This is a genomic window from Maribacter sp., assembly GCF_049667165.1.
Classification (GTDB): Bacteria; Bacteroidota; Bacteroidia; order Flavobacteriales; family Flavobacteriaceae; genus Maribacter_A.
Window position 1 is genome coordinate 1 of record NZ_JBATHS010000310.1, and the last position, 13296, is coordinate 13296.

The window sequence follows — 13296 nt, forward strand, 5'->3', positions numbered from 1 at the left end:
TTAAGTAGAACGGCCTTGCCGTTGCCATTGGTGGCGTTTTTTGTGTATGTGATCCAATTATTTCCATCCGTAGTGCTCAGTCCCTTGTCGGTACAGATAAATACCACATCGCCCGAAGCCTTGATGAAATTGATGAAATTGCTCGCCAACCCACTATCGTGATCAAAATAGCCTTTCCAATGTACCCCATCATAACGACTCAGCCCAAAATAAGTACCTACCCATAAAATGCCGTTGGCCCAGGAAGTCCCTGTCGTAATATCATGAACTACCCCATCATCTGGGAAAAGATCGATCTCCATATTGCCATCGGGATCAACATAATCCCTGAATCTTTTGGTTTTTTTGGTATACTCCACCACACCCCCTCCCCAGGCGGCTATGAAAATTTTACCATCACCGGCGCAGACGCCATAGGTCCATGGTTCGTGCATAGGGGCGTTTTCCTCTGTGAAGATCTCCCATTTTTTAGTGAAGGTATCATAATGACCGGCCCCACCACCCGTAGCGACCCAAACATCCTTACCATCGCAGGTAACGGCATAAATCAGGTTATTGGGCATGCCACTGTTCATTTGGGTAAAATTCTCAAAGGTACCTGTTGACCATCTTGTCAACCCACCCATGGTGCCCAACCAAACATCGCCAGTCTGCTTACTCACGTCAATGGCTAAAACACCATTATGGGCAAGGCCATCCTTGGTGGTATAGGTTTTCCATGTCCCGTCCTCATAGACGGCCAGGCCTTCATGGGTTCCCACCAAGACTCTGTCGCCATCTATCTTAACGCAATAAGCCTTATCCCCCGGCAACCCATCTTTCGAAGTGAAATTTTTCCAGTTTCCGTAAAGCGGCATAGGGCTGTCCCCTATCTTTTGAGTCGTTTCCTTTGCTTTTTGGAAGGGTTGCCCGATTACGGCATTTTGTTTTTTGCTTACCGTTAGTGTGTCAGGCAATACAAAACCTAAAGATCCAATTATCAGAACCATCAGCGTGGAAACCATGAATCTAGGATTTTTAATACGTGCTTTTTTAGCCATATCGCAAGGTGTTAATTGGTTTTTATAAACGAGGCATGTTGTACCGTTTCTTCTTCTTTATAGTATTCTGATGCCCGAATTGATTTTAAATAATCGATGAGGTCATTCAATTGCATTTTGGTCATATCGTTGACATAACCGTGTTTATCATCCTGACCATAAATGGTCCAGATTTCCTCAAGTGTTCTTGCGCGGCCATCGTGTAAATAGGGTGCCGAGGCAAAGATATTGTTCAAATGCGGCGTATCGAACAAAATGGAGTCATCCGTTACAGCCAAGGTGCTTACATCGGCTGGCTTTAGATTGGTAAATAAAGGCGGTGGGTGACAGGTGACACATCTATTGTTCTCGGGAATAACATTGCCAAAATTATCGGTACTTCTATTGAACAATTCCTTGCCCCGAAGTTGTGCCTCAGTCAATTCACCTTGGGGATTGTACATCAAATTAGGGGGGTTCTTTATATATCTTTTGATGTACGCCACAATGGCATCAAGGTCATCGTGACTAAATTGTTCCGTTCGTGTCAATACGGTGGAAAAACGCATACCGTCTTGCTTATATATGGTTTGGTTCTTGCCATTCCATTTGAAGGGTGGGGTATCCCCTATTTCACGCAACGACTGCGTATTCGTTACGTTTCTACCCATATCTTTCCCTGCCATGTTATAGACCAAACCATCCTCATGGTGATCCGGATGACAGGTATAACAGGCGTACTGGTTTTGAAATGTATGCCCAGCATTGTTAAAAAGTCTTCGTCCCTGTCTGGCCTCTGTAATCCGATCCGGACCTCCTAGATCGATCGACTCCTCTTTAGTCAGTGTTTCGGTATTTACAACCCCAATCATATCGGCTAACTGCTCTGCGATATAAAGCTTTTTGCCATCTGGGGAAAGGGATAGCCCTTTGGGATTTTCCCCTGTCTTGATCCGTTTGATGACAAACCGACTGCTCATTCCCAGATCATTGGAGATGGTCTCCAATTTTTTTGCCGAAGAGGATTTTAAAATAGTACGAATGGAATCAATGGAAATCACGGAGATGCAATCGACCCCTGAGCTTGAGACATACGCTTTTTTCCCGTCAGGGGAAATGACGATGTCGAATGGATCTGAGTAATAGGAGTTGGGTTCATCCAATAGCAACTGAACAATTCTTCCATCCTCTTTCTGCTCAATGATCCCTATCCCATGGGTCATCATCCAACCGCCTTCCACTTGAACGGTAGGCACTAAATTCTTGGGACGGATCAATGTCATCAAAGCCAGATCACCAGATGGGGTAAAGGCTATATTTTCCATTAAATAAGCCTCTTCGACATCTAGATGTTCCGTGACCAACTGGGTGCTATCATTGATAAGGGTCAAATCACTGACCAATGGTTCTCCATACGGTACCATTCTGGCCCGTCGGCTGGTGACCATTAATTTTTTTCCATCAGGGGATAAGGCTGTTCCCGTAGGATCGCTTCCGGTAACCAAGCGTTTGATTTCTTCCTTTGTCGCTAGATTGATTATCGAAAGGTCCGAACCAAAGGTATTTACCACATGCAAAAATCGACCATCTGCACTTAGGGCGAGCCCTGATGGTCCATTGCCCGTTTTTAACGTATCGACGACTTTTGAGGAATCCAAATCGATCACTGATACATTGTCTGACCATTGATTGCTCACATAGGCCAATTTGTTGTTTTGATCAAGGATCACACTATGTGGGTGGACACCGACCATGACCTTATTCAAAACCGTTTTGTTTTCAGTGTCAACGACCAGCAATTGATCCAAATCCTGTGCGACCACATACAAACGACTACCATCTTTTGAGACGGCGCTTTTGAAAGGGGAATAATAATCCTCATTCAACATTTTGACAATGAAGGTGTTTTTTGAGGTGTTTATATGGCAGGAAGCACAATTTAGTGGGTGGTCCGTAACAGCGGTCTTATAATTAACATGCTTTCTCGCCCATTTACGCCCTGGGAAATAAATCAGCAAGCCTATAACAAGTAGCGTCCCGAATACCAGTAAGAATTTAGTTTTTTTCATAACCTATTCCTTCAAATACGTTTCATTATCATGTTCATTCCCTAGGAACATAACTTGAATGGGTTCTTTTCTTACCGCAAGTGGTTGCTTGTTCTTTGGGGCCATCTCATTATTCTGATGGCATCCTACACAACCCCGGCGTTCATTGGGTCTTAAATACAGCCAACTTCCCGGACCATTTACAATTTGGTCGTTTTCATCGATGGTTTGGATTCGAAATGGGGTATCTGCCGCTATCTTGATATAAAATGAGCCGTCCGCTTCTACGTCCCATATTCCTAAGGTGGCATTTAAACCTAGAAGTTCAAATCGGGTAGCCGCCGATTCAGTGTCCCTGCTTTCTTCATCTACTTTTTCAGTGACATTGATGTCCTGGCACATTAATAAGGCGGTTTCTACCTCGGGGTTTACCTCACTGGGCAATTTTTTGGGCCTTTCCCTGTTCTTAACCATAACCGCATCCAGTACCTGATACCTATCATCCTTAAAAATGGACTTGCCCAGTACTTTACCCTTGGTATCAAATTCATAAAGACCATATACCTCTTTATTGTTGGCCCGATAAGCGGTCAATAACCGATCTTTCTGAAGTGGGTATATTCCATAAAAATCGCCCTGTAAACCTTCAGTCAAATTGGTCATACCATAAAGGGGGCGATTGTAGTTGATAGAGATGATGTCCGTACGGTTGTTTTTATCAGAAGCCGTGAAAACGACCTTCCCGTTATACATCTCCCAGGCCGGGCTTTGCAACTGGGTTCCTGGGGGCCCATTGAAAAACAATTCCTGTTTGGTGCCATCGGGTCGCAGCACTTTAAACGTTCCCTCGTTTTCGGTGGGAAAAACCTGTTTGCCAATGGTCAATATACGCCCATCCTGTAAAATAGTGGATGCGAAATAAGTACTAGGATCAAAGGTGATTTGGCTAACCTCGGACCCATCCAGATTCCCCGTAAACAGTATATGTGCTGATTTCAATGAGCCATTATCCATCAATTTGCTAAAAACAAATTTGTTCCCTGGCAAGTAATCGGGATCAATGCAATTTTCTTTGGAGGCCGTTACCTGTCTCAATTCCTTATTCGAAAGATCCATTTCCCAAATCTGCCAACTATCATTTTGGTTCTTTTGTCCTGCAAAAAGCATAAAATGCCCGTCGTAGGCTATTTTGGGGCTACAGGCCGAGTAAAGGTCCGGGGTCAATACTTGCAGGGATCCTTTGGGGTCATCGGGATTTATGGCCACTAATCTTGCCTTGGGCAAATACCTCCACATGCTCCCAGAAGTGTGGTCCCCAGTTGGCAGATCACCTTCCAATTGTGTCATAACAATCATTCCTTCCATGGAAGTGTCACTGCATGAAACAAACAGGGTGCTGAAACATAAAAGGGTCAGTAGCACAAAAAATGTTGGTCCTATTCTTCTATCCGCCATGGTGAACTTATAAAGGTTCTTCAATCGTAAGTATTTGATTGGCCTTGACCTGTTCCAAAACCTGTATTTTGCTCGAAGGCCATTTGATCTCGATCTTTTCAACAAGGTCGTTCTTTAGAAGTCCGAAGTGGAGCCGAGGGTCGTTCTGGGAAAGATACCCCGTGGTGCTTTTTTTCTGGGCTGTTTGTACCTTGCCCCCTGATATAATTTTAATACGTGCACCAATACCATCCCGATTACTGGTTTTTCCAATCAATTTTAAAGTGATCCAGTTATTTTCGTTCGCTTTATTATTGCGAAGAAAAACTCCAACACTATCTAAATTCACGATATAGATATCGATATCCCCGTCATTGTCGTAATCCCCAAGACAGGCTCCCCTTCCCACGTGTTCTTCCTTGAAATATGCCCCCCGTTCAACGGAAACATCCTTGAACTTTCCTTTTTCGGTGTTTTCAAACAATTGATCCTCCTGTCCGTACAGATGTTTTAATTCCCCGTTGGTCTTGAAAATATCGGCATCGCCATCATTGTCATAATCGAAAAAGGAGGAAGACCATCCTACGAATTGTCCCGATGCCACCGAAATGCCTGAATAGTAAGATTGGTCGCTAAAAACACCCTTTCCCAAATTTTCATATAGGGAACAGTAATTATCATCAGAAATAAAAATATCCAACAATTCATCCCCATTGTAATCGGCAAAATCGACGGACATGCTTACGGTAGCCTCACCTGATTGGCTGAAACCTGTACCGGACATGGTACCCCTATCCGAAAAACCTTTACCGGCATCATTATGCCAGAGGTAGTTTACCGTATGGTCGTTCGCCACATAAATGTCCACAAAACCATCATCATCATAATCCGCGGCCCCAACGCCCATGGCCCTGCCATCAATATCGATTATTCCCATGGCCTGGGTCACATCCTCAAAGGTGCCATCCCCATTGTTGTGATATAAAATATCGGGTTGGCTATCATAGGCCAAAGGCCCTGGAAAGCCATCCGGGGCATAGTAATATTTATAATCGGGGTCAAAATTCAGGTAGTTTCCTACGTAAAGATCCAAAAAACCATCGTTATCATAATCCATCCAAACAGCTCCTACACTGCAATATTTGCCGCCGCCGACAGATGCCTTCTCGGTTTCATTTGAAAATGTACCATCCCCCTTATTCTTATATAGGGTATTTGGACCGTTATTACTCACATAGATATCGGGGAAGCCGTCATTATTGTAATCCCCGACCGTTACCCCCATACTATACCAGGGACCACCAACCTTTGCAATTTGGGTGACATCTTCATAAGTGCCGTCTTGATTGTTATGGTACAGGTGGTTCGTCGGGAGGTCCTTGGGTTCTTCACTCTTACTGAACCCTTTGACCCAAGTACCGCTACAGACATAAATATCCATAAACCCATCTTGGTCATAATCGAGAAAAGCAGCCCCACCCCCTACGGATTCGATAATATTCTCCATATGATCGGCGCCGATGGAATGTTTGAAATCCAACCCGATTTCCTGACCGATCGATTGAAAAAACTCATCATTGGCCGCCGGTGCTTTTAAGATGGATTTATTCGAGGAATCCGATGATTTATTTTCAGAATTACAGCCCACCACAGAACCCACCATGATGAAGACAACTGCCAAATTCTTACATGTCAAGGATACCCAATAGGCAACGTTGCCAAAGAAGGCGGCATTTTTGGCTTTACAAATAATTTTTCTTTGATTGTAGGTCATGCTGTTTTTTTAATTAGGATCGTGCCCTATAGAAACTATAAGGAAACAATCGAAATTCATTTTGGATATTAAACAATCGTGCATCAAATTGACAGCTATAGACCTGGTAACAATCCAATATCCAACTTTTGTCTCGCTTTGTAAGTAGAGTTAAAAAGGGTTTTTGCCCTAAATTATCGATGCCAAAAATACAATATGGGAATAGCCGAAATAATGATATATGTCATATTATTTATATTTTTCGTTCAATTTTTATCGCTACAACAAGACCTATGTCGAACGGGGGGATGAAAAGACGCCAATAATTTGCTGAAATCATTGCATAATATTGAACATAAAACTTCTAAGAATTCACGTTTTGCAGGTTAGAACATTTTCTTGCACCTTTCTTGGGGAAGAATCGTGAGGGTGTTTGTTTTAACTCCTTTGCCAACCTAGGATAAACAAACTATCAAAAGCACAAAAATATCCAGGTTTTACGTTTAAACCAGAAAATAAAAAGGACCATTCCTTTTATTGAAATGGCCATTGACCTTGTAGTTATCAAGTAAGTACTTTTTAAAAAACGGAACCTGTATGGTATCTGAACATCCAAGCGATCCAGGCAAGGCCCAAACAAATGAGAAATTTTCCTATCTCAACATAATCAATCCTTGTACGCATCATAAGGGTTTTTATTTTAAAGGGGTAATAGTACGATGGAAATGGGAGGTATGTCCCCCTTTTGGATTAAGGACGTTTTTATTCGACAAAGCTGCCCCATATCGTATTTTGACCGAAATGTAGTGCGCTATAAGGAGTAAGAGAGATATAGGCCCATCTGTTGAATTACGAACAACGAAGTTGAATGGAGGAGGAAAAGGAATGTGATCAACTGGCAGGTACAACACCAATATACACTCTTGTTGTCTTGGTCGGGTTGGAAATTTCTACAATCTCCAGAAAGACAATGTATACCATCGTTTTTTGAACTTTAGCCCTGCACTAAATCTTCCATTTGACTCCCCAAAACTTATTTTGACATGATCCTACGTAAGGTTTGGATAACTATTTATAGCCATTGGGACATCAAAGACCCTGTTTCGTCCTTTTTGGTTTGTATATACCCCACAGAATAAGTTCTTTCATGGAAAATAATCTAACAATTAAAACGTAACGTCATGCTTAAAAAAACACTTTCACTTGCTCTCCTGACCGTGATGGTCTTTGGGGCTTTAGTTACCGTAGAGGCTCAAGAGGGCACTATGGAGGAACCTATATGGGAATCGATTATGTTAACCCCAGATAATACCAAACTCAAGGTCTTTGGTGAAAATATGAGAAAACACAACCAGAAATATCATAATGAAGGTGCCCATAGTGTCACCGTATACACCATAAATTCTGGGCCTAATACTGGTAAAGTGATATGGATGATGGGCCCTTTGAAATTTGCCGACTTAGATACAAGGCCTGCGGCCGGTGGGCATGATGAGGATTGGCGTGATAATGTTATGCCCTATGTCAAAAAAATAGAAAGCGGGGAATATTGGGCACAAGACGATAAACTATCCAATACCAGTATGCTTACCCCAGATAATTCGATCTATCCTATTTTACATGTTAGATACTGGGAAGTTAATTCAGAACACGGCCACAGTTTGGATCGCGTCCTTAAACAAATAAGCGATGCGGTTAAAGCTATGGAAGGGGAAAATCCATGGGGCGTTTATGATAATCTTTTTCGACAGGGTAACCTTGGTAGGCATATGGCTAGCGTTGGATTCAGCAAGAAATGGGCAGAATATGATGAAGATCCTACATTCAAAGCTGCCTATCTAAAGATTCATGGGAATGATTCATGGGAAACCTTTATCCGTGATTATGATCAGGTATTAGATAATAGCTGGGATGAAATTTGGGTATATGACAAAAACCTAAGCGGTGATTAACCTTTAAATTATTATATAAGGAACCCTTGGAAACAGGGGTTTTTTTATTGTCCATACCGCTTCTAAAAAACAACGGTCATGAAGAGACCACAAGTTGGTTAATTACCATGTCCCGCTTTTGTTGAAGCTATGTTTTGGATTATCGGGCAGAAAATTACGCCCTAAAAACCCCATCTAAACCTAAAAGAACGGATTTCCTTATGATGGCCTTCTGCTAAAGAATACCCTTTCAAAATACCAAATCCTCGATAAAATACCGTTAAAAAGCGATCAAACCACACCTTTTGGCGATTACACAACAAATTTGCTGCGTTTCACCACTAAAATTTGTAAATTATAAATAGTATTAATCCTTGTAAAATCTACTATTATGGAAGCAAATACTAATAAGCATCCCGTATTGAATATAATTCTTTCGGTATTGAATGTAGGCCTGGAAATACTATTGGCCTTAATCGCTCTTGGATTTATAATTGGTATATGGCGCTATTTTAGCTAAACATCTTTACAATTTTCAGACGATAGGGTTCCAAAAAGAAACAACCTCGACTTTCAACTGCCTGTGGAATTTGGTGTTTGGTACTGGAAATTATAAAAGCCACCACTTTTGTGGTGGCTTTTTTTTCTGTTGCAGTCCCACGCCTCCTTCGTTGCACTTCGGTGGGCATCCTGAAACCACCTCTCCCCAGGCCCGCCAGCAGCTAAAATGTACTCCCCTTAAACCCGTCTACAGACATGCAGGCTTTTTACCCAAGTTTCTTCCTAAACCCCAAAGTGATTACCCGCTCTTAAAAATGCCTAGTACTACCAAAAAAAGGAGCCTACAATTAGCAGGCTCCAAAAGTTCTAGTCGAACGTAATAGTATTCTTTTAACCCATTACATGCCTTCCTTTTCAGGCATAGTAGTCAAGGACATGTCACGTACACATTCATATTTGCCGTCGCGTTTTTCGAAATACGACATATAATATCCGTTCTCGGTTTCTGTACCCTCTGTATTAAATTCTGTCCAGGAGCCAATCTCCACAGCGGAATTGCCCTCGGCAAACAGATCAACGACCTTGTACACATTATAAGTGCCCAACGTATCATTGGCAATACGTTGTGCGATTTTATCCCTAATGGCGGCCCTCCCTGAAACAGGTTGGGTATTGCGGCTATAACTTATGGCGTCTTCGCTGTAATAAACGGCAACCGCATCGGCATCTTTGGCCTTTTCTGCCGCTGCAAATGCGTCTTCCATGGCCTGGATCTCTGCCGTAATAGTCGCCATATCCAAGGGTGCTGGTTTCTCAACGGTGGAACAAGCGGTAAACATGAGAACAATACTAGTGAGAACGCTAAATAATCGAATGGTTTTTTTCATCATTTTGGTATTTTAGGTTGTGAAACGGGAATGTAACCCTTACATCCCTGCTTATTGTATTACGGTACGTTTATTAATTATTAAAATCTGATTTGTTTCATTGTTTTAAACTAAATGACCCCTAGTCCCAAGCGGTCTTTAACTTGCCTTCTGCATCTAGCCACAACATTTTTTGCCAAATGACCGATTTATAAAAATTGCCATCAGGTAAGTACTTACTCACCTCAGCTATGCCCTCTTCAGGCCAGGTTACGGTATTGTTCCAGGGATTGAAAATATCGCTATAACTCTTAAAGGCATCCACCGTATAACAATTCCAATTATAGCCATTGCCACGGGGGCTTAATACGGCAGCCGCATACCAGAATACCTGTTTAGTGTTCTTTGCAGTTATGTTCTTTTCAAAAAAAGGTTTAAAATACTTTTCTTGGCCGTCCAAAAATGCTGAAACATCACTTGCCTTGCAATAATTGTGAACCAAATAGTTCCAATCGCCTAAGTTCCCCATATTTGCAGAAGCGGTTCGGTTTAGAAGCACCTCACCTACCCTGTACTTCTTTTGTTTCAAACGTTCGTCCAACATGTCAAGTTTCCCCTGATCCATACTACTCCTAACTTCCTTCTCTGCTTGTGGCCAGTCGGTCATCATTTTTTCCGTATTTTCAACAGAACCAAGGCCGTAGAAAAAATAGATGTTCGGTTCCGATGCCAACCCATTGACCCTTCTGAGCATGACCCAGCCGGTAATTGTTCCCTTCTTTACAAGCTTGGCATGTATTTGAGACCAATACATGGCCTCGTTGCCTATAAAAGTGTCTAACTCTTCTTCGGGTACATTCCGGTAATCATAAGCAAATACTTCTTGTTGTGCGTTGATTTGCATAATGAAGCAAAAGACAATCGCCGCTAAAAATGTTTTCATAACTAAAGTGTATTTAAGGTTAGTAAAAGATAATCACACCAGAGGAACTATAATTAAAGGTCTGTTTTTCTAGTAATCGAGGAAGAGATAAGGGATGAACAATAGGGTTTAGTGTCCGAAGGCATATTATTAATTATCAAGGGCAATACTTTCCCTATGCTTTTCTGAGCAAGTTGCATAGGATAACAAGATTACGGGCATTAAAAGTTTTGTAAGTGGTAAAACCTTGGACAAGTACAGTAATGTTCCTAAGGAAATTTGAAATAAAAAAACTCCCCATAAAATGAGGAGTTTCAGAATAGTTAAACCTAACCTACTTACGTAGCCAATTAAAAATACCGAATTGCACGCACAGCAGAAGGTATGTCCTTTATTGTAATACTTCGTGAGCCAGTAGCGAAAAATTGGGTCCATGCTTCACCTTGATTGGCTTCGCTAGAACTGTAATAAACACCACTATCAGCCAAAGCCACAGAAAAACCACCAATATTATTATTTGGTCCAACTGCGCCTGGTCCAATATTTAGATACATCAAATTCAGCTCATCTGTACTTGGCAAAAACCAATCAGTATAGATGCCGTCATCATAATTAGCGCATAACATTGCAGCGTAGCTTCCGGCTCCTAGAACGTTTACAATTTTTAATGTGTTGGCTTGTCCTGTTCCTAAGGCAGTTCCAGTTGTTCCTACAACCGAACCTGGAAAACTTCCGTTATACCATTGTATACCAGTACTTTGATCTGTAGGTGCTGCGATTAAACCATGTGTTTCATATTGCACATAATCCTCGTCCCCAAACTGAAAAATATAGAATACAATACCTCCTTGGTAGTTATCACCTATTTGTATTGGTCCGGTAGGCCCACCAGATTCTAACGTGGCAATACGCGCTGCCATGGATGCAAGTGTCGCATCTAAAGCATCAACATAGGCTTTTGTTGCTGCATCCTGTGCATCGGTCGGGTCTGCTATATTCTTGATTTGGTTAGCACCGCCATCATTGCCTTCGGTTAATACCGTCGATAAATTTTGTGCAGCTTCAACTGGTGTTTGCCACGAAACTACTCCTTCTCCATTGGTGGTCAACACTTGTCCTTCAGAACCATTTACTTCGGGGAGTTCAATTTCATTGGTTGGGTCGCCATCTGGATTAGCCAGAGCTACCCAGGCCGTTCCGTTAAAAGTGAGTATATCGTTTTCATTTGCCGTTTCAGGCAGTTCTATTTCGTTGGTAGGGTCATTATCTCCACCTTCCATATTTTCCGCATATTTTGCATACAAGGCATAGGGTACACTTAACAGTTGACTTGCACCCATATTTATATAATTTGTACCTCCTTTCGTATCGATAGCTATTCCAAGAAAAAAAGGCCCCACACCCCAATTAATATCCGAAAATATACCTGAAGTTATATTGCCAGTGCCAATTTCAAGATTAACCAATCCTGAATTATTTGTTCTCGCAGTAAAAGTTTCTTGATATACGATAGTTCCGTTCAAGTCATTTTGAAGAACAGAAATTTGAAGACCAATAGTTTTATTTCTAACAGGAAAGTCTTTGTTGTCCGTAATAATAGCCTGGTATTTGAACTTTTCAGGTGCTTGTGCAAATGAGCTTATATTTATTGATAACAAGGCTATCAATAGAAGTAATAATTTTTTCATAGGAATAAGGTTTAGTGTTTGATAATTTTAAATGATTTAACCGAATGGTTTTTAGAGTCGGTGATTTTAACCAGATAAAGTGCAGGAGGTAAATATTGCATATTGATCTCATTCTCTTGTTCGATCAATTGCTTTCTAATTAATTCCCTTCCACTAAAATCATAGATAGTAAAAGTTAACTTTTCGTCAGTTTTTGAATTATGACTGATAGTAACTTTGTCATTAGTTGGATTTGGATATGCTACAATGTCAAAATCGAGCTCAAATATTTCAGGGGTAGCGGCGTCACTGTCACCCACTTTTAGGGTCACTAGAGTTTCTCCTAAGGTCCAACTTATGGATCCGTTAGAAAAATCAAAGGAATTACTTGCAGGTGAAATTGCCGATAAGGCCTTATGTTCGGTTGTTGGCGAACTATTTTTTTGAGCGAAGACAAGGCCTGAGAATAAAAGAAAAACAACTGCAAATGAGATTGTTTTCATAAATGTGGAATTTTGGCTAGTTATGCAATAATAAAACTTAGCAACATAGATAGGTGGTTAGCGTAATTATGGATAAAAACCCAATGCTTGTGCTTAAAGCGTTTTAAAATTACTTATAGCACTAATATCTGTCAATGATCAACGTCATTTAGAAGTAAAAATATGCCTTTCAATGTTCTGGGTCGAGGTCACCTATGATGCAAAGGAAAACAGGTTAACGGAAATACAAAGTTTCGTAGGTGGTAAAACCTTGGATAAGTAAAGTAATGTGCCCAAGGAGTTGTGAAACAAAAAACTCCCCAAAATATGAGGAGTTTTTTATTGATTTAGCTATTTTAGAAATGTATACTTCTAAAATATAATTTTGCTTAAATTATTGATATATAAATTCATCCAGACCTTCCGTGGAAATAAGAACGAGTGTTATATCAGTTTTAATTTCGGGACTCAGACCATTCCAAACGGTTGTCAATACATCTGAATGCTGGGAATCGTAAGCAAATATCACCAGGAATGATGATTCGACTTCTTCTAAAATTGAAACATTTTCTTCAGCAAGAATAATTTCTGACAATTTATTCTCCAATAAAGTTGTTGCTTGATTATTAGTATATGGAGTCCCCGGAGGATATTGATAAGCTCTGCTTACCTC

General features: G+C 41.1%; 11 protein-coding genes. 2 read left to right on the forward strand and 9 right to left on the reverse strand.

The genetic code is table 11. The annotated features are described in order from the left end of the window. The 4 genes from WBM98_RS14420 to WBM98_RS14435 form a co-directional block, all read right to left on the reverse strand. A partial coding sequence (locus tag WBM98_RS14420) for a ligand-binding sensor domain-containing protein (protein WP_424366725.1) occupies positions 1-1040 on the reverse strand: 1040 nt, incomplete at its 3' end. 11 nt (positions 1041-1051) lie between these two features. After that, positions 1052-3088 carry a hypothetical protein gene (locus tag WBM98_RS14425; RefSeq protein ID WP_424366726.1) on the reverse strand — a complete coding sequence of 679 codons (2037 nt, stop codon included), beginning with the start codon at positions 3086-3088 and terminating at the stop codon, positions 1052-1054. Between the two features lie 3 nt (positions 3089-3091). Beyond that, complete coding sequence (locus tag WBM98_RS14430; RefSeq protein ID WP_424366727.1) at positions 3092-4546, reverse strand: hypothetical protein; 1455 nt, start codon at positions 4544-4546, stop codon at positions 3092-3094. Then, positions 4530-6275 (reverse strand): CRTAC1 family protein, encoded by a 1746-nt coding sequence (locus tag WBM98_RS14435; protein ID WP_424366728.1) that lies wholly within the window; start codon positions 6273-6275, stop codon positions 4530-4532. Before WBM98_RS14435 ends, WBM98_RS14430 begins: the two co-directional genes overlap by 17 nt. Before the next feature lie 1160 nt (positions 6276-7435). Here WBM98_RS14435 and WBM98_RS14440 point away from each other — a divergent pair. Together WBM98_RS14440 and WBM98_RS14445 are read left to right on the forward strand one after the other, a co-directional pair. Then, entirely contained in the window at positions 7436-8206 is a 771-nt protein-coding gene (locus tag WBM98_RS14440; protein ID WP_424366729.1) for a hypothetical protein, read from the forward strand. Between the two features lie 370 nt (positions 8207-8576). Beyond that, positions 8577-8705 carry a hypothetical protein gene (locus WBM98_RS14445; RefSeq protein ID WP_424366730.1) on the forward strand — a complete coding sequence of 43 codons (129 nt, stop codon included), beginning with the start codon at positions 8577-8579 and terminating at the stop codon, positions 8703-8705. Positions 8706-9084: 379 nt separating this feature from the next. On the opposite strand, the gene WBM98_RS14450 is transcribed toward WBM98_RS14445, so the two are convergent. From WBM98_RS14450 to WBM98_RS14470, 5 genes are all read right to left on the reverse strand, one after another. Continuing rightward, a complete protein-coding gene (locus WBM98_RS14450) occupies positions 9085-9576 on the reverse strand; it encodes a DUF4440 domain-containing protein (RefSeq protein WP_424366731.1) in 492 nt (163 codons plus the stop codon). A 118-nt stretch (positions 9577-9694) separates the two neighbouring features. Continuing rightward, positions 9695-10495, reverse strand: a complete 801-nt coding sequence (locus tag WBM98_RS14455) for a hypothetical protein (RefSeq protein ID WP_424366732.1) — start codon at positions 10493-10495, stop codon at positions 9695-9697. A gap of 329 nt (positions 10496-10824) precedes the next feature. Next, positions 10825-12162, reverse strand: coding sequence for a hypothetical protein (locus WBM98_RS14460; RefSeq protein ID WP_424366733.1), 1338 nt, complete (start codon positions 12160-12162; stop codon positions 10825-10827). 11 nt (positions 12163-12173) lie between these two features. Then, positions 12174-12644 carry a T9SS type A sorting domain-containing protein gene (locus WBM98_RS14465; RefSeq protein ID WP_424366734.1) on the reverse strand — a complete coding sequence of 157 codons (471 nt, stop codon included), beginning with the start codon at positions 12642-12644 and terminating at the stop codon, positions 12174-12176. Between the two features lie 373 nt (positions 12645-13017). Further along, positions 13018-13296, reverse strand: a 279-nt coding sequence (locus tag WBM98_RS14470; protein ID WP_424366735.1) for a hypothetical protein, incomplete at its 5' end; no start/stop codon positions are given.